The organism is Pirellulaceae bacterium (genome assembly GCA_029243025.1).
Lineage (GTDB): Bacteria > Planctomycetota > Planctomycetia > Pirellulales > Pirellulaceae.
The window spans coordinates 60,367-79,404 of sequence record JAQWSU010000054.1 but is presented as its reverse complement, the minus strand read 5'-3'; the positions used below and the strand labels follow the sequence as shown (position 1 = coordinate 79,404).

General features: G+C 52.1%; 10 protein-coding genes. 8 read left to right on the top strand and 2 right to left on the bottom strand.

Annotated elements, in window-relative coordinates; translation table 11 throughout:
- Positions 1-75: 75 nt before the first annotated feature.
- Together P8N76_26485 and P8N76_26480 are read right to left on the bottom strand one after the other, a co-directional pair.
- Complete coding sequence (locus P8N76_26485; GenBank protein ID MDG2385247.1) at positions 76-3,801, bottom strand: FG-GAP-like repeat-containing protein; 3,726 nt, start codon at positions 3,799-3,801, stop codon at positions 76-78.
- A 133-nt stretch (positions 3,802-3,934) separates the two neighbouring features.
- The gene (locus P8N76_26480) at positions 3,935-4,765 is read right to left on the bottom strand and encodes a LamG domain-containing protein (protein MDG2385246.1); all 831 of its coding nucleotides are present in this window, start codon (positions 4,763-4,765) and stop codon (positions 3,935-3,937) included.
- A 742-nt stretch (positions 4,766-5,507) separates the two neighbouring features.
- Here P8N76_26480 and P8N76_26475 point away from each other — a divergent pair.
- The 8 genes from P8N76_26475 (at position 5,508) to P8N76_26440 (ending at position 19,033) form a co-directional block, all read left to right on the top strand.
- Entirely contained in the window at positions 5,508-10,229 is a 4,722-nt protein-coding gene (locus P8N76_26475; protein MDG2385245.1) for a CotH kinase family protein, read from the top strand.
- 182 nt (positions 10,230-10,411) lie between these two features.
- Positions 10,412-11,686, top strand: coding sequence for a hypothetical protein (locus tag P8N76_26470; protein MDG2385244.1), 1,275 nt, complete (start codon positions 10,412-10,414; stop codon positions 11,684-11,686).
- An 81-nt stretch (positions 11,687-11,767) separates the two neighbouring features.
- A complete protein-coding gene (locus tag P8N76_26465; GenBank protein MDG2385243.1) occupies positions 11,768-12,643 on the top strand; it encodes a sugar phosphate isomerase/epimerase in 876 nt (291 codons plus the stop codon).
- A gap of 137 nt (positions 12,644-12,780) precedes the next feature.
- Positions 12,781-14,100 (top strand): hypothetical protein, encoded by a 1,320-nt coding sequence (locus tag P8N76_26460; protein ID MDG2385242.1) that lies wholly within the window; start codon positions 12,781-12,783, stop codon positions 14,098-14,100.
- Between the two features lie 11 nt (positions 14,101-14,111).
- Positions 14,112-15,272: a Gfo/Idh/MocA family oxidoreductase gene (locus P8N76_26455; protein ID MDG2385241.1), complete on the top strand. Its 1,161-nt coding sequence runs from the start codon at positions 14,112-14,114 to the stop codon at positions 15,270-15,272.
- Positions 15,269-16,303, top strand: a complete 1,035-nt coding sequence (locus P8N76_26450; protein ID MDG2385240.1) for a Gfo/Idh/MocA family oxidoreductase — start codon at positions 15,269-15,271, stop codon at positions 16,301-16,303. The genes P8N76_26455 and P8N76_26450 overlap by 4 nt, the downstream gene beginning before the upstream one ends.
- A 110-nt stretch (positions 16,304-16,413) precedes the next feature.
- A complete protein-coding gene (locus tag P8N76_26445; GenBank protein ID MDG2385239.1) occupies positions 16,414-17,502 on the top strand; it encodes an alcohol dehydrogenase catalytic domain-containing protein in 1,089 nt (362 codons plus the stop codon).
- A 1-nt stretch (position 17,503) separates the two neighbouring features.
- Complete coding sequence (locus P8N76_26440) at positions 17,504-19,033, top strand: FGGY family carbohydrate kinase (protein ID MDG2385238.1); 1,530 nt, start codon at positions 17,504-17,506, stop codon at positions 19,031-19,033.
- Positions 19,034-19,038: the final 5 nt, after the last annotated feature.

Here is a 19,038-nt window from a genome sequence, read left to right as displayed (position 1 = left end):
CCACCAAACAACCGCAATTACGAATGGCGTCGCGAGTAGTCCGTGGGTTGCACGACTGGAGTTGTGACATGATCTTCAATCTAGCTCAATAAGAATTGAGGCTTGGTCGCTCGAGACCGGATGTTCACTTGAACTACCATCAGGCCATCGGACGGTCACGCGGTCAACTTGGTTTTCTAGCCCTAGGCCAAAGGATTGCTCCGTGGTTGACTGCGACAGGTAACCTGAACCCGCATGAACTTCGGCCGTCTGCTTAGACCCATCTTTCAGATGCACAGATACACGCGATCCAATGGCAGAACGGTTAGCGGCGGGCCCCTTTAATCGAACGCTAAAGAAACGTTCTGGCGATGAACATTCGTTGATAAAGGCCAGTACGGGTCCATTATTCATCGTAATGATCAAGTCCATACGATGGTCAGAGTTAATGTCAGCCGCCGCCAACCCTTTCGCATCACCGGAGACGATCAATCCAGATTGATGAGGAAAGAGCGCTGAAAACGTACCGTCGCCAGCCCCCGTTAGCAACAAACTAGTACCACCATCCATACGGCCGGTCTCTAGTTGTGTACCAAAAAAGTTCTGCGCCAGATATATATCAGGATGTCCATCACCATCGATCTCGGTCAGCACCACGCCAAAAGCCGGTGACGCTTGTGCCAACTTGGGTAATGGACGAAATTCAAACGATCCGTCACCCTGATTTAGCAAAATGGATGTTTCCAACGTATTCACTTCGAATCGTCGTGCGTCTTCCAGGCATTCGGAAGTGTAAATGTCGTCTAAGGACGCTAATGCGAAGTCGTGAAAACTACCGAAACGATCGTTCAGTAGAGGAATTGCGCGACTGGAACAACTTTTGCCGCGAATCGGCATCAATTCATCCCCCTCAAATTCGGCTTCAACCAATCTCATCCGGCCACTGTCATCAAAATCGCCGTAATACATAACCTGGGGATGGGCTGGGCTGGCATGATACTTGGTATTCTGGCCGACGTTGGTGACGACGTAGTCAATGTCACCATCGTTGTCCAAATCGCGTCCAGCAATGCCGTTCCACCAACCAGATCTTTCTGATAAGCCAGCAGCGTCGGTGGCATTGATTAACTTACCTTGATCATTTCTCCAGAATTGAACGGTGCCCCAATCGCATGTCAGTAGTAAATCTAACCATCCATCGCCATTCGCATCTGACCAAACAGCTCCGGTCACCATTCCGGCTCGATCCAGACCGGATGCGATCTGATTGGTAACGTCGACGAAACGACTGGTTCCCGTTGGCGTCGTTTCGTTACGTAAAACCATGGCCCGCGGCGAAAGCGGATACTGTCCGGGAATCAACCGAGCGCCGACAAACAAATCGAGGTCACCATCCCGATCGAAGTCAGCAGCAGCAACCGCACTGCCGCTTTCTAACGCGTCCGGCAATGTATCTTCGGGAGCCAACTCAAATCTACCTTCGCCATCGTTCAAATACAGGCGGTCACGAAGTTCCTCACTTTTGACAGAAAACTGCGAGCTACCACTAACAACATACAAGTCCAGATCTCCGTCCCCATCTGAATCGAAGAACAACGTTCCCATGTCTTCGCAAGCTTCGTCCTTATCAAAAGCGGGCGATATGATGGGACTAAACTTCCCCAAATCGTTCGCAAAAACCCGGCCAGCTTGCCCAGCCGCGGCCCCCACGTATAGATCATCATCCCCGTCGCCATCAATGTCACCCCAGGCCAAACCGGGGCCGAGTTGCGACAGCTTGTTGGGAAGTAACGGCTGCTGAGCGAAGTCATCGAAGGGCTGCTCGCGATGCGCAGCGACGGGAAACTTCCGGTCTCGCCGAAACATAGGCTTGGGTCGCTGTGGAAGAGTCCTCTTGGGCGGCAAACCGTGAGGCTCGGTTATCGTATAGCGTTGATCAACTGGAAGTCGGCTGAACTCCTGAACCTTGCCGCTGGGCCAGCTAACGGTTAACTGATCCACGACCGTGTCCTCACCTAGTCCAAAGTGCAACACCGGTTCACTCGCCGCCATAAAACCTCGCGACGACGAAAGATAACGAACTTGCTGCCCGGACGCGGAACGCAATCGCACAGTCGCACCTAGCCCAAAGCGATTGCTGGAGTCACCTCGCAATCGAATTGCAATGCGATGCCCGACAGCCAATTCATTCCGGTAGAGCGAGGGAGCGGCCTCAAAATTATTGATAACGACATCCAAGTAACCGTCACCATCCAAATCAGCTAAGGTCGCACCAAAACTGACCGACTCCTCGTTCAATCCCCAGTCCTGACTTGCATCTTCAAAGGTCAGATTTCCGTGATTGCGAAAAGCAAGGTTTTGCTCACGCAATGGCGGTTCGTTTAGCCAAAGATCGCGACTGCCCTGCCACCAATCGCCGATTTGACGAGCCTGAGCGCGAAGATCACTGTTGAACCAATCACGAGTCATCCCATTAGATACAAAAAGATCTTCACGCCCATCGCTGTCCAAGTCCCCAAAGCGAATCGACCATGTCCAATTCGATTCAGCCAATCCCGTCAGGTAGGCAATCTCCCAAAATCGACCGGTGCCCGAATTCAGGTATATTGCGTTGCGCATGTACTGACGAGGTTCTGAGTAGTCCAAGAACCAGGCGTTCTCATTCATTTCACCCATGGCCACTTTTTGTTTGTAATGACTGGTGCCAGACATATCCGACGCCATGAAATCAAGATGGCCATCGTTGTTGATATCGCCGAAATCGGCACCCATGGAAAACCATGGAGTGTGCGCTAACGCCAACCGTGTCACATCAGAGAACGTTCCGTCACCGTTGTTATGGTAAAGCTGATCAGGACCAAAAAAGTCGTTGGCAACGTATAAGTCCGGCAATCCGTCTTGATCCACGTCCCACCAGGTTGCCGAAAGACCAAAGTAGTTTCCCTGCAACCCAGCTTCGTCACTGACTTCCACGAACTTGATTCGCCCATCAGGACCTGGACCGTCGTTGCGATACAGATGATCGAATTGGCCCGCATCGATCGGGAAAGGCGATCCGTCAGGTTTAACAAGAATGTCATTCGTTTCGCGAACTTCTGCTGGTACAACCCACTTGCCATTACGGCGAAATGCTTTGGTTTGGAATTTCTTTACCGGATCCAGCCGATTGGTCACGAGATACATATCCAGATCACCGTCGACATCGTAATCAGACCAAGCGGCCATGATGCTCGCACCACGAAAATCGACTCCACACGACGCCGCGCATTCGGTAAAAGTGGCATCACCCTGGTTGATGTACAACTGATTTGGGCAGTCGTATCCACAGACATACAGATCGAGTCGGCCATCATTATCAGCATCCACAAAGCAGGCACCCGTGCCCCAGTATTCACCACTTTGTATGCCAGCCGTTTCGGTCACATCCTGAAAGCGAAAGTCTCCAAGGTTGCGGTACAAACGGCCGCCACCGGTCGGACGGGTCAAATAAATGTCGGGACGAGCATCACCATCGTAGTCACCGACGGCAACACCACCTCCCGCCACTGCATTGGCCAGTTTTAACTCATGACGCGGCGAAGGATTCCAATGATGAACAAAATCGATCCCCGTTGTCTCGGAATCGAAATACTGGAATCGACCGTTTCTAAGCGGAGGCTCCGACAAGGGTGTCACCTTCAACGGGGTGGCTACCTCAGATCGGTCATCACTCTTGGATGTCACCGTCAACGCCACGTCTTTAGGCGGACGTTCAGCGTCCCGCGAACGATTGCAACCGGACGCGAGAATTGAAAGTAGTGTCAGAGTGAGAAGATTGCGCATGACCTCATCGTAACATGCGAAGTGTGACGGGGTGTACAAATTAAATTCAGTGCTCAACAACGAATACAAGCTGGAATAATACAGTCATTATCCCAGCCTGTTTACTTTTTTCAATTCACGCCATTCCCTAGCCTTATCTCTTTCTACGCAAGAGACCTACCCCTAGGAGACCGACCAATAGCAGACTAACGCTCGTCGGCTCAGGAACAGCGTTGATGTGGCTTTGAATCGTCTCGGCCGACAAAGCCTTGTCATAAACTGCGACTTCATCGATCCAGCCGTCCCAATTGAATCCGCTCGCTGGGTTACGCGTAGTTCCGATGTACCAATTACCATCATCGCCACCTGCGTTCTGCAATGCGCCGCCTAAAGAGAACGGTGCGCCAGCCACACCGTCCAGGTAAACAAGGCCTTCTCCTGTCGTGCCATCGTAGACGCCCGCAACATGGTGCCATTCACCACGAGAAATGGCGATTGGAGAAGCCGGGTCTCCGAAATCATTGCTGGAATTTCGGAGAACGAAATCCACTCGATCAGTACCTAATCCCGGTTGGTCCGTTGCATTCACATCCAATTCGAAACTACCGTCCCATTTGGCCAATACGGGTGAAAACCCGGCTGTCGCGTCCACATCGAGATTAACCCACGCTTCGACCGTGATCGAATCTCCGATAACGGTACCAGCACCTAGTGCAACATGGGTGCCATCCTGGCCGTCAAATTGGGCTGCATTGCCCAGCAGAGAACTCTCGGTATTCGGAGCCAGAACCACGTTGCCCTGGTAAGTACCGTCCACACTCCCTGCTGAGTCCGTTGCGGGATCAGCCGTCGACGCCTGCTCAAAACTCCAGTAATTGATCGCACCATCAGCAATGACCAAGTCCGAATAAGTTCCGGCTTGCCCTACCGCAATCATACCCAACGCGAGAAGCGAAGATAAAACACAAGTCGATGTAAATCTCATGACATTTTGCTCCCAGATGATTCATAACAATCAGACTCAAGAAATCCCAAAATGAGACAAATCAATCGCTACTGATTCTCTGTAGCCTTGATTCTCTTTAGCTATGGAAGTTCACTTCATTAGCCTGACTCCAAACGATCACTGGATGACTCGATAGATCTCTTGCGACTACATCGCAAAGCCTACCGATTGCAAACATTTTCCAGGCGTCATCGAAACAAACACCATCCAAGTAATTCGAAGGATGAAACCGAGCGCATTTTGATATAAGGAGAACGGATCTACAAGAAAAAACTTTCATGGACATACGAAACCGAAAATATGTTTTCGACAACCTCTTTTCACTTCTGCGACAACGATGGATCTTTTACGACAAAATCACTTCGCTTTTGCGACAACGACGAAACTTTTGCGACAACGACGGGACGCTTGCGACGCCTACGTAATTTCATTTCAAAAAATGAAAAACCATTTCATAAATCATGGTTGCCATGCGGAATGATTACCGACCACGAATCGGCTTTGTCAGTATCGGTTAATCTTGTCGAACAGATGCCTAACACGAATCGGCTTTGTCAGTATCGGTTAATCTTGTCGAACAGATGCCTAAAAAGATTTCTTAGAAAGAAGGTCGAATTCTTTCTAAGATGTCTTAAAATTACGGACTCTATCATGGTCGCAACGAACAGAGCATCGTCACATTGTGACCACGATCGAATCCTTCGATAAAAGGGTCACGAAAATGAGTTCAGTTTTCAACCGAAAGTTTCGCCGTTTCGATTTAGAGCGACTGGAATCACGGACGATGCTGGCGGGAGATGTCGTGATCAACGAATTCATGGCGTCCAATCGTGGGACACTTGAAGATGAAGATCAGGAAACACCGGATTGGGTCGAACTACATAACGTGTCAGCCGAGCCAATCAACCTTGGCGGTTGGCACTTGACCGACGATCAAACCGAGCTCACCAAATGGCAGCTGCCACAGGACACGATACTCAGTCCGGATGAATACCGGCTGTTTTTCGCATCAGGTAAAGACCGCCGTGATCCGACAGCGAATTTACATACAAACTTCAAGCTATCGAAATCGGGAGAGTTAATCGCACTGGTACGACCGGATGGGACCACAATTCAAGACTCATCAAGTTACCCAGTACAGACCGCAGACATATCCTATGGACGCGGTGCATCGGGCATGCAAACCTATGTCGATGCCGAATCGGTTTACCAGCTGTCGGTGCCTTCGAATGGCTCGGCGGATGGTTTACAGAATGGCTCACCGTCATGGACGCAAGCTGGATTTGATAGTTCCGCGTGGAGTGAAGGACGAGCGGGTTTCGGATTTGATGCAGATCAGACCGAAGGCACCGTGGTAACTCCTTTCACGGTTTCTCATGTGGGATTTGACGGAACCTTTAGTGGGAGCAGTTCGCATCTCATTAACCAACAATCACCTTACTTGACGCCACTACCGATTTCTGCGGCCACAAGCCATTCAGCTGTTTTCGAGAACGACGGCGGTTGGCTCAGCAGTTCTCCAGGTACGTTACAATTCTCCCTCCTTTTCCCGGCTACGTTTGACCATCTATTGCTCTGGAATTATTCATTTTTCGACACCATCCAGAACCGAGATGTCCAACAAAATCAGGGAACGAAGGAGTTCGCCGTCTCGTTCTCACAGAACGGAGACGACTTCACGGACGAGCAGTTTTTCACAACGGCTGAACCGGTGCTCGGTGAGCGAGTCCCTCTCGAACAATTCTCAGTTGGCGAACAGACGGCACGTTTCATTCGATTGCGTCAAGTGAGCTCGCATGGCGCGTTTTACGGTTTAGGCGAAGTCTCATTGTCACGAGGCAAGCTGCTCAATCCAGATTTGGCTTATGACGCAGATGTGATCACGACTAACTTGACCTCCTCGATGTATGAAGTCGACCAATCGTCGGTCTACTTGCGGACATCCTTTGATGCGCCAGCCTTCGATTCGATCACCAACGCCACATTGCGAATGAAGTATGACGACGGATTCGTTGCCTACCTGAATGGCACCGAAGTGGCGCGCACGAACGCACCCTTGCAGACCGACTGGGACGCTTCCGCTACGAACACAAACCCGGACCCATCAGCACTGGAGTTCGCCGAGTTTGACATCCCAGATACGAAGGAGGCTTTCCGAGAGAGTGGAAATGTGCTGGCAATTCACGGATTAAATTCACCCGACGACGGATCGGACTTTCTGATCCACCCGGAGTTAATCGCTGTAGGAGCAGATCCGGTAACCTTCGGATTCCTTGGCAGTCCTACGCCGGGTGAGTCAAATTCGTTGCGTGGTGGTGGCCTAGTGACTTTTTCACGGGCTGGCGGCATTCTCACTGAGGATGTGACGGTCAGTCTGTCGATTGCGAACGACATCGATACGATCCGCTACACGACCGATGGGACGGAGCCAACCGTCAATTCCACGCTTTACGACGGGTCGATCACCGTCCGTCAGACTACACAGATCAAGGCAAGATCGTTCACAAGTCTTGGAGTGGGCGGTCCTGTGCAGCGTGAAGCGTTTCTCAAGATGGCTGATGATCTCAAGCAATTCGATTCGAACCTACCGATCTTCGTGATCGACACGTTCAACAAAACGCCCGGCTCGGGTCGCGACCGTAGTTCGTTCTCTGCGGTCTTCGACATTTCGCCAACGACGGGAAGATCAAGCGTCAATTCCGATCCGCAGTATCTGGGAGAGTCGGGAATCCGACAGCGTGGAAGATCGAGCGCCGGGTTTGCTAAGAAACAATACAAATTCGAAACATGGGACGCGGCCGGCAACGATGCTGAATTCCCTTTGCTGGGACTTCCATCCGAATCGGATTGGGTGTTAAACGGACCTTATACCGACAAATCGTTGATGCGTAACGTGGTCACCTTCAAGTGGTGGGAGGATCTCGGATACTATTCTCCAAGAACCAAATATGTAGAACTATTCCTGAATACTGACGGTGACAGTGAGATCTCTTTCGACGACGACTACCTCGGAATCTATGTTTTGGTCGAGAGCATTAAGATAGGCCCAAATCGCATCGATATTCAATCGCCGGAGGCGACAACCAATAAAGAAGAGATCACTGGCGGATACGTAATCGAAGTGGGTAATCCTGGTCCGTTCACAACACGGGGCAGTGGTCGATCGATCGGTTATCAATACGAGGACCCTGCGTTTGGCGATTTGAATGCGGCGCAGAAAAGCTGGATCAAAAGCTATATCGAAGAATTCGAGACAGCGCTCTACAGTCCCGATTTCATCCATCCGGAAACAGGTAAGCACTACAGCGAGTATATCGATGTAGCATCGTTTGTCGATTACCGGGCGATGCGCGAGTTCACTCGTGATTTCGATGGTGGCAGCACCTACATTTGGATTGATCGCGGCGGCAAACTGACGCAAGGCCCGATGTGGGACATGAATTGGGCGTTGGGTAACGTGAATTATGCGGAACCAAGTACCGTTCAGCGTTGTGGGTGTGACATTGAAGGGTGGAATTATTCGTACACGACGGCAACGATTCCTCCTTGGCCCGCGTGGTCGGTGCGGTTGCAGCAAGACCCCGATCATTGGCAACTAATCGTTGATCGTTGGCATGAATTACGACAAACGGTCCTCCAAGACGATAATTTCTTAGCCGACATTGATGCAAAATATCAATTACTGACCGCCGAAGCGGCGGGCCGTAATTTTGAACGCTGGAACACGCTAGGACGTAACACCCACATCTCACCGCCCGGTTTCCAGAACCGGGACACCTACGAAAAGGAAGTTGATTACCTGGGCGACTGGCTCGTACAACACGCTGCCTGGCTGGACGAGCAATTTGTGCCAGCACCCCGATTGGATCAACCCAATGGCGTGATCGCGTCCGGAACGTCGCTCGCCATGGAGTCGGATCTGGCGCCGGCTGGCCAGATTCTTGTCGCTGCTGGTGCTTCAGCCCGGCTAAAGCCTGTCGAAGATGACGCGTTAGGCAATCGCTGGACGGCCGTGGACTTCCAGCCTGATGCGACGTGGATCGCGGCAACAACAGGTGTTGGATTCGATAATTCTGAAGGCTACAACAGCATCATTGAAACTGACGTGCAGTCGAAGATGAGGCGTATCCGGTCAGCGCTCTTGCGCATTGATTTCAACCTTGCCCAAGATCCGACCTCGCTTCAAGCTCTGTTACTGAACATGCGATACGACGATGGGTTCGTCGCCTACCTGAATGGCACCGAAGTGGCGCGCAGCGCATCGGTACGCAACCCCAACCTGGGCGAGGCCCGCGCAAATGCCCATGAAGCTTACGATTTTGAAACCTTTGATATATCCGATTTCGCAAACCTCCTGCAGACCGGCCACAACGTATTGGCAATTCATGGTATCAATACAAGCACCGGTAGTTCTGATTTTCTCATCCTGCCCGAATTAGTTGCTGTGCCTCAGGATGAACAGCCTCGACGATTGCCGATCTACTTCACAACAGACGGCAGCGACCCACGTTTAGCCGGCGGAGCGATGAATCCGAACGCCAATCTGTACACCACTCCCCTGACCATCAACTCGGAAACGACGGTCCAGGCACGAGTCCTGCAAGATGAAGTTTGGTCGGCAGTGGAGTCAAGAAACTATCTGGTCGATGTCGTGCCTGCCAGTTCGACGAATCTACGCATCAGCGAAGTTCATTACAATCCTGCCGATGCGGATTTGACCGTGGGCGAACTTGACTTGGATAACAACGAATATGAGTTCATTGAGCTGGTCAATATTGGCCAAAAAGGTATCAATCTTGGGAACGTGCAACTTAGCGAAGTTGATGTGAACGGTACAGCAGAGGGCATCGAATTCAAATTCGAGCAACAATCACTGGCCCCCGGACAGCGCATCGTTATCGTAGAAAATCAGAGCGCTTTCACTTCACGCTACGAAAACGACATACGAATTGCAGGCCAATACAACGGCCGACTCGCAGACGACGGTGAACAAATCACACTGTTAGCCGCCGATGGAAGCGTACTGCAATCGTTTACCTACGACGACAGCGTGGCCTGGCCCGCTTTAGCTGACGGACTAGGAGCCTCTTTGCAAGCGATCTCTACGAATGGTGATTACAACAATCCCGCCAACTGGCGCGCCAGCGCCCCAATTGGCGGGACGCCAGGTGAGGCCAAATTTGAGGCCGGCGATTCGAATCTTGATCGCGTGTTTGACTCGTCTGACTTGGTGCAAATATTTCAACAAGGAAAATACGAGTCGGCAACCGAGCTGGCAAGTTGGACGGATGGCGATTGGAATGGAGACGCGAGATTCGATTCGCGGGACTTGGTTTTTGCCTTTCAACGTGGAAGTTATTCGTCAGCCGTCATACCGACATTAAGTTCGTCGCTGCTAAACGATATCGCTGGTGCCAACCGAAAGGAAACCAATCACCCATGAGCCCAAACCAACTGCTGGCGGCTCAGGCTCGCGAGCAGATCAGCCCCACCATAAGGCATTGGTGCTTTCGCGCGGCGCGATTCCATCGAATGACCTAGCAGTCGAATGATCGCCTTAGGATGATCAGGCCAACCTCGTGTTTCCAACAGACAGTTACCTAACAGACTTCAGGAGAGTTACCCATGACCCTCTCACTCCGAGTTCGGGTGTTGATGTTCGTCGTTGCAGCCGCAATTATCTTTCCGGAGACTCAAGTTCAAGCTCAGTATGCCGAACAGATAATTTCCGACGGTGCGATCCATTATTGGCGTTTCGAGGAAACGGATACCTCACAACCAGCCAAGGACGAGATTCCTGACCAGGCCGCAAACGGTGATATACCAGCTCAGTCAAATAACCCCGGAACCTATGAAGGCGGGGTCACGCTGGGCCATGCGAGTGCTTTTCCTGCGTTAGGCAAGGCAGCTCATTTCGATGAACAAAACGGAACACACGTGCTGCTGGATGATCCACAACATCCCGGCAATTCAATCTCGATCGAGGCCTGGGTGCTCCTCGAAGGCGACCACACCGTGGGTTTCTCGCCGATCGTTGCTCGCTGGGACGGAAGCTATGAGCTGGATGTAAACCACACAGGACAAGGCGGCGAACTGGATTTTGTCATTCGCAATGACTTCAACGAGTTCTTTGACCCTCACTCCGACGGACCGATGGAGGTGGATGAATGGCACCATGTCGTGGGAATCTTTGCAGGTGAAAGCGACGGTGGTGATGGAACGGGCATCGTTTACTTGGATGGGGAAAGGCAGATTGATTTCGAAGGCAGTGGCGATTTGCAGGACGCTGGCGGCGACGACGGTTCGTGGTACATCGGCCGGACAAGAAAGTCCGATAGTAATTTTGCCTGGTTGGGACTGATTGATGAGGTGGCAATTTATCCCTTCGAATTAACAGAAGAACAAATCGCCAACCACATTGCCCTCGCGATGGGACCCGTGCGCACCTCCGGCGATTTCAACGGGAATGGTGAGCTGGACGCTTCCGATATCGATTCACTTTCCGCGGAGGTTCGGGCCGGAACCAACAACTTGGAGTTTGACGTCAACTCTGACGGTAGTGTAAATAGCGCAGACAGATCATTCTGGGTCGCGGACCTGAAAGTTAGCTGGTTTGGCGACGCTAACTTGGACGGTCTGTTTAATTCGAGCGACTTGGTGACCGTTTTCAGCGTGGGTAAGTTTGAAACAGGCGAAACAGCCGGCTGGGCCGAAGGCGACTGGGATGGCGATGCGGTGTTTGGTACGGGCGATTTGGTTGCAGCCTTCTCCGATGCGGGATTCGAGGTTGGCAAGCGTCCATCGGCTGCCGTTGTTCCCGAACCCACCCTTGCGTTCACAACTTGGTTAACCATATGCCTCGTCGTGGCTGGCTTCAGAAAACGCGCAGCGACCAAGTAAGGCTGACGAACAGCTCCCAATATTTTTCTGATAAGATATTTGTGGTAAGTTCACAAAGCATCTCAAAAGCGGAGTATGCAGATGAAGGTTGGAATCGACAGTTATTGTTATCACCGGTATTTTGGTGAAGTCTATCCAGAACAGGCAGATCCACCGAAACGGATGCTGCTTGAGGGTTTTTTGGATCGAGCAAAACAGCTGGCTGTCGATGGTGTTTCAATCGAGTCCTGTTTTGTGCCCAACAAGGATGATGAGGGTTATCTCAAATCGATCAAAGACCGACTTGACGATTACCAATTCGACCGAGTCTGGGCGTGGGGGCACCCAGACGGTTTGGAGGGTGGCAAGAACGAAGACGAATATCAGGAGATGTTGCGGACCTTTCAGCATGCGGAGCAAATCGGTGCGAAAGTCATGCGAGTGGTTGGATCGTCGCTGATGTTCCGTTTTGAGGATCATCAGACACAGATCCAGCGGTTAGTTCGTATGTTCAAAGCAGCGATTCCAATCGCACAAGATCACGACGTTAAAATGGCGATCGAGAACCACATTGATTTTACTGGCGATGAAATCCTGCAACTGCTAGAAGAAGTCGGCTCCCCCTATCTCGGATTGAACTTTGATACCGGGAATTTCGCTCGCCTTTTAGACGATCCGGTTAAAGCGATGGACAAGCTGGCTCCGCACACGCTGGCAACGCATATCAAGGATCTCAAAATCAACTCCGACGCAAATGTTGACGATTGGTATTTCTTTTCCACCGCCCCGGTTGGTGACGGCTTCATTGATAACTTGGCTCTCGCCCGAAAACTAAAGCAAGCCAACTACCAGGGATTTCTCGCGATGGAACTTGATTTCCTCCATCCGGATTATGAGGACGAGGATGCCGCTGTGGCGAGTAGTGTTCAAGCCTTGCGCAACATCGCAGCCGAAGTTGATTCGGAATCGGTGGCGTAACCTAACACCAATTGCGTGATCCGATGGAGCTGACGCGATAGAAGTTGGCCCCGCCAGGTGCCCAACCTGCGACTCTGTCCGAAGTCAAACCAGGCGGCAATGGGCAGCCGTCTTCGGCAAACTTAAAGGAATATTGCATGAAACCTCGTCTGGTTCCCCTCTATTTCGATCCGGGTCGGGATGAAGGATTCGACACGCAGATGGCACACATTCGTCGCTTGATCGGAAACAACGTTGAGCTACTGGATCCGGTCCCATTGGGAGCGCAAATCCCAGACGCCGAAGCAGTGCTGTTTCCACAAATACTGGGTGAGGCCTATCGTTGTCTCGATGCGTTTCAAGCAATCAAAATCCCCATCTTGATCGTTACGGATGAATCCGGCACGATCGCCATGTGGGACTGGGAAATCACCGAGTATCTTCGCGGTGAGGGCGTATCAACTCTGGCTCCGTATGACCTTTCTTTGACAAAGAAGATCGTCGCTGCCCTGCGAGTCAAACGCGAATTGGCATCTGCCAAGTTTGTCGTGTTTCAAGATGATCCTGGCCAAGGCGCCCAGGCGCCGATCTTCAAGCGGTTTTATTGGTGGGAGGACGAGTGCACACAACGGATGGCCGACAAGTTTGGCGTGACAATCGAAAAACGCAGCTTTCGTGAACTCGGCGCTAAGGCCAAACAGATCTCTGATGACGCAGCGCAGCACGAGTGGGATGCCTGGCAGTGGCAGGAGGAGACTGTCAGTGGCAGTCCACTGTTGAGCGCCGTCAAAATCTATTTGGCGGTCAAAGAGCACTTGGATGCCGATCCCAACATTCGCAGTGTCGGAATCAATTGCTTAAATGAATCACACTTCTCCGACACGACACCCTGTTTAGCATGGGCCCGTTTGTTTGAAGAGCGAGGCATGATGTGGGGCTGCGAAGCCGATACAATGTCGATGCTCAGCAAATACGTACTGCACAAATCTTTGGATGTGCCGATCCTGATGACCAATCTCTATCCGTTTGTGTTGGGTCAGGCTGCCCTAAAACATGAGCGAATTCCTGCATTTCCGGCCGTCGAAGGTGATCCAGACAATCATATCCTGATTGCGCACTGTGGATTCATGGGCGTCATTCCCAGAGCCTTCGCTACCCGTTGGAGTCTCAAGAACAAGGCACTCGCAATCGTTGACGATAACGCCACCGCCATTGATGCCGATCTCCCAACAGGCCCGATGACGCTTGCTAAACTTCATCCCTCCATGCAAAAAATGACTGTCGCGGAAGGCGACCTAACAGGTTACTCCCAGTTTCCCGGGTCCGATTGTTTGAACGGAGGTGTTGTCAAGGTCGGCGATGGTCTGAAACTAATGAGATCAGTCGCATCCCATCATTACTTGTTGACAATGGGTCACAATCTCAACGATATCCGCACTATCGCCGGTGTCTTTGGAATCGAGATTGAAGAAATCTGACAGGAGACGGTATGCAGTCACAACTAAACGTCGCGATCATTGGCCATAATTTCATGGGCAAGGCTCACTCGCAGGCATGGCGAAATGCGCCGCTGTACTTCGACCTCAACGCGCGACCGGTGCTGAAAGTGGCCTGTGGGCGAGACAAGGAATCGCTGCAATCGTTTGCTGATCGCTGGGGCTGGGAAGAAGCAGTCACCGACTGGCGCCAGGTCGTTGCACGGGACGACATCGACATCGTTGATGTGTCAACACCCACGGCACTTCACCACGAAATCGCTGTGGCCGCACTCGAAGCCGGCAAGCATGTGTTTTGTGAAAAGCCTTTTGCCCTGAATGTCGAGCAGGCCGAGCAAATGCTGGCGGCGGCGGAAACAGCCGGCACGGTCCATTATGTTAATCACAACTACCGCCGCTGTCCGGCGGTGATGTTGGCTAAACAAATGATCGACGCCGGCAAGATAGGACAGATTTATCACTGGCGCGGAGCCTATTTGCAATCGTGGATCATGGACCCGAATTTCCCTCTTACCTGGCATCTGCAACAAGAACATGCGGGAGCCGGCCCCCACTGGGACCTGAATTCGCACAGTGTTGACCTGGCGAGATTCTTGGTGGGAGAGCTTCAATCTGTCATGGCAATGACCTCCCAGTTTGTCGCCGAGCGACCGTTGCCCGGAGCGGGTGCAGCAACTTTTTCTGCGGGATCTGGGGAGGCAAAAGAGACCGGGCCGGTGACGGTGGAGGACGCGGCTTTTATGTTAGCAACCTTCGACAACGGCGCACTCGGATCATTTGAGTCGTCTCGCTTCGCCACGGGCCGAAAAAATTACAACGTGTTCGAGATCTATGGCTCCAAGGGAGCCTTAACATTCAACCTGGAACGCATGAATGAGCTGGAATACTTTGACGGCAGCGACCCAGATGACGCACACGGCTTTAAAACGATCTTAGCCACGGAACCCTGCCATGCCTACGTTTCTAATTGGTGGCCACCGGGACATATGATCGGGTATGAACACGAGTTTACCCACGCGGTGGTTGACTTCGTTAACGCGATCGAGCGTGGCGAACAGATCCAACCGAACTTTCATGATGGTCTGAAATGTATGCAATTCCTGCAAGCCGGACTGGAGTCGGCGCGATCGGGTCAGCGGATTGATCTGCGATGAACGAACTTGGTGTATGCATTGTAGGGTCAGGGCGAGCCGGGATGATTCACGGTCGCAACTTTGCATCAGGGCGGGTGCTGGGTGCCCGACTGGTGGGAGTGGTTGACCCTGATTCAGACGCCTGCCGATCAGCGTGTGACGAGCTAGGTGTGAACCAATCGTTTCACGACTATCGTGATGCGGTTCAAGACCGCGCAGTCGATGCTGTTGTCGTGGCGACACCAACCAAGTACCACGCTGAGATCGTTATCGCAGCAGCAGATGCTGGAAAACACATCTTGTGTGAAAAACCAATGGCAATGTCAGCCGCGGAATGCGATGCAATGATCGCAGCAGCAGAACGATCGAACGTCGTCTTGCAAATCGGTTTCATGCGACGGTTTGACAAAGGTTTTCTGGCCGCACAGCAACGCATTGAGGAGGGTGAAATTGGCAGCGTTGTCTTGGTCAAATCGCTGACCCATGGACCAACAACGCCCAAGCCATGGATGTACGATATTCGCCAAAGCAACGGACCGCTGGCCGAAGTCAACAGCCACGACATCGACACACTTCGCTGGTTTACCGGTAGCGAATTCGAGGAAGTCTATGCGATCGGTGGAAATTATCGATCATCGCCTGCAAGGGAACCATTTCCTGATTTCTACGACAACGTTGTGCTGACTGCTCGCTTTCGTAACGGCATGCAAGGTTCAATTTTCGGAGCTCAAGGAGTGCAATATGGGTACGACGCAAGGTGTGAAGTGCTCGGCGAAAAAGGCTTAATCACCGTCGGCAGTTTGACCGAGCAGGCGATCGCTTCGCATACCTCCCAGGGCACAAACAGACCGATTGTGCGCAGCTGGATGAATCTATTCCTGAATGCTTATCAAGCCGAGGACGAAGATTTTATTCGCTGCATACGGGAAGCGGACAAACCTCGTGCCGATGGCTATGATGGACGCGCCGCGGTTTGCGTCGTGATTGCGGGAAACCGATCGATCGTCGAACGACGCCCACTTAAGCTGGACGGCGGTGACAACGAGAAATGACAAGTAAATCCTCGGTCATTGATTTTTGAATTTGCTGAATGGAATCGGATTTCAACTCGCAGAGGTTGAAGTTGTCAAGCTAGAGGCTTGCCCGACTTTTGAATTGCTCGATGGACGATAGCAAAATGATTGCCGCAACTTACACACAGAATGGCGAGTTTGCCGTTCAGGAAATCCCAAAGCCTGAAATCTCAGCGGATGAACTGCTGTTGCGCGTGCAGGCTGCCTCTATTTGCGGCACGGATGTGAAAATCATTCGAAATGGTCATCGGAAGTTGGCGAACAATCAACGAATTGTGCTGGGGCATGAGTTCATTGGAACCATTGAGAAAGTCGGAACAAACGTCTCTCAGTTTAGCGTGGGAACGCGAGTCGGCGTCGCGCCCAACGCAGGTTGTGGTCACTGCGACGGATGCATCCGCGGACAATCAAACTATTGCGACGACTTTACTGCATTCGGAATCGACCGAGATGGTGCTCATGCGTCGTTGGTGAAGATTCCGGCTCAGTTCATCCGGCAAGGAAATGTTATCTCGCTACCCGATAGCTTGTCGGATCAGGCGGCGGCTCTCCTCGAACCGCTCTCGTGTGTCGTGAACGGAGCAACAGTTGCTCGACTGAGTTGCGGCGATTCGGTGCTGATTTACGGTGCGGGCCCAATGGGCTTGCTCCACACGATGCTGGCACGCAATTCCGGTGCCGCTTTATTGATTGCCATCGATCCACAACAAGATCGGCTTGAGCGGGCCGTTGAACTAGGATGCGATCTGGCTATCAATCCGACGTCTGAGAATGTGCTTGAACGTGTAATGGACGAAACTGGCGGTCGTGGAGTCGACGTTGTCATCACCGCGTGTCCTATCCCAAGCGTACAAACTGAAGCGATTTCGTTATTGGCACCATTCGGACGACTCTGCCTCTTTGGCGGCCTGCCAAAAGGAAGCCAGGCGGTACCCTTGGATACAAATCGAATTCACTACAAGAATCTGCTGATCACAGGATCGACGGGTGGATCCGTTCGAGACTACCATGCGGCAATTGAATTAGTGGCACGACAAAGAATAGACGTGACTCAGGTCATCTCTGACGTTTTCACACTCGACGAACTTGAAAAAGGTTACCAGGTCGCACTCAATGGGGCCTCAGGGAAAGTGGCCTTTGTCAATAGTCACGAATCCCCGGTTACGGAAAACAAGTGACGTGGTAAATAAGCAAAAAAAATATCTTATCGGCATCGATATCGGAACTCAGGGCACCAAGGCGGCTTTGTTCGACAAGCAAGGTCGAACTCGGGCTACCGCATTTCGCAAATCCCGATTGCACCGACCCGAAGTGGGTGTAGTCGAAGAGGATCCGGACCAGCAGTTTCAGGCTGTCTGCCATTGCTTACGAACCTGTGTAAATGAGTCGGGAATTGATCCCGTGAACATTGCCGCACTCGGCATCGACGGGCAGATGGCGGGCGTGATAGGCGTCGGCGACGACGGCAACCATGTGACACCCTATGACTCCTGGCTGGATACACGTTGTGGCCCCCAGATTTTGGAAATGCAGCAAACGGCTGGCAAACGAATCATTCAGAAAACTGGGGGACCTCCTAGCTTCAATCATGGTCCGAAAATCCTCTGGTGGAAAGATCAGCGTTCGACGATTTACCAACAGATTCGATCGTTTGTGCAACCAGGCGGTTATGCTGCGATGCGACTTTGCGGCCTTACTGGCGAGCAGGCGTTCATCGACAAGAGCTATCTCCACTTTAGTGGCTTTGCCGACAATCGTCGCGCAAAGTGGGACGCAGCATTGTGCCAAACCTTCGATATCGAAATGGGAAAATTACCACGCATTGTGGACTCCAATAAGATTGTCGGCGAGGTGACCGCTCAAATGGCACGCCGCTCTGGATTGAAGCCCGGTACAGCGGTCATTGCGGGCTGCGGCGATACTGCCGCTTCGTTCTTGGCCTGTGGTGCGACCAAGCCGGGCATTTGCGTCGACGTTGCAGGTACCGCTTCTGTGTTTGCAGCGACAACCAAACAATTCAAGTCGGACACCAAGTACGGGGTGCTTGGTTGGGGCCAATCTGCAACGCCTGGTCTCTGGCATCCATACGCCTACATCAACGGCGGAGGAATGAACCTCGAGTGGTTTGCCAAGGAATTGGCAAGTATGGGAAAGAAGAAAACCGACAAAACCTTGGAACAACTGGGCCGAATGGCGGCTCGTATTACGCCTCAGCTGGATGACCCCATTTTTGTCCCACACCTGGGAGGTCGCAACTCGCCTGCTGAGCCGAATTTACGCGGGGCTTGGGCCGGGCTGACGTGGAGCCATTCTGCGGCACACATGTTTCGCGCCGCCTTGGAGGGAGTCGCCCTCGAGTATTACATCTACCTTCATGTCCTGCGATCCTTGAATCCTGAACTAAAGCTGCGAGAAATCCGAGTCACGGGCGGAGGCGAAAAAAGTGCCGTTTGGAACACGATTAAATCCGATGCGCTCGGCGTCAACGTTATACAGGTGAGTCGGCCGGAAGGTGCACCGACCGGCGCTGCCTTACTCGCAGGATATGGCATCGGTCTCTTTCCTCGTTTGGCAGATACGGCCCAGCAATGGATCAAAACGGGTGCGCTGACTCGTCCCAATCGCCAACTGGCCAAGCACTATACTCAACGCGCGCAAAGGTATCAGCGTCTGAACCGTCTGCTGAACGAGTGGAGCGAAACGCAGTGAAATTT

Coding starts and splice junctions, on each gene's coding strand:
- P8N76_26480 (MDG2385246.1), bottom strand. CDS start 4,765: ATGAGATTTACATCGACTTGTGTTTTATCTTCGCTTCTCGCGTTGGGT.
- P8N76_26445 (MDG2385239.1), top strand. CDS start 16,414: ATGGACGATAGCAAAATGATTGCCGCAACTTACACACAGAATGGCGAG.
- P8N76_26475 (MDG2385245.1), top strand. CDS start 5,508: ATGAGTTCAGTTTTCAACCGAAAGTTTCGCCGTTTCGATTTAGAGCGA.
- P8N76_26450 (MDG2385240.1), top strand. CDS start 15,269: ATGAACGAACTTGGTGTATGCATTGTAGGGTCAGGGCGAGCCGGGATG.
- P8N76_26465 (MDG2385243.1), top strand. CDS start 11,768: ATGAAGGTTGGAATCGACAGTTATTGTTATCACCGGTATTTTGGTGAA.
- P8N76_26460 (MDG2385242.1), top strand. CDS start 12,781: ATGAAACCTCGTCTGGTTCCCCTCTATTTCGATCCGGGTCGGGATGAA.
- P8N76_26485 (MDG2385247.1), bottom strand. CDS start 3,801: ATGCGCAATCTTCTCACTCTGACACTACTTTCAATTCTCGCGTCCGGT.
- P8N76_26455 (MDG2385241.1), top strand. CDS start 14,112: ATGCAGTCACAACTAAACGTCGCGATCATTGGCCATAATTTCATGGGC.
- P8N76_26470 (MDG2385244.1), top strand. CDS start 10,412: ATGACCCTCTCACTCCGAGTTCGGGTGTTGATGTTCGTCGTTGCAGCC.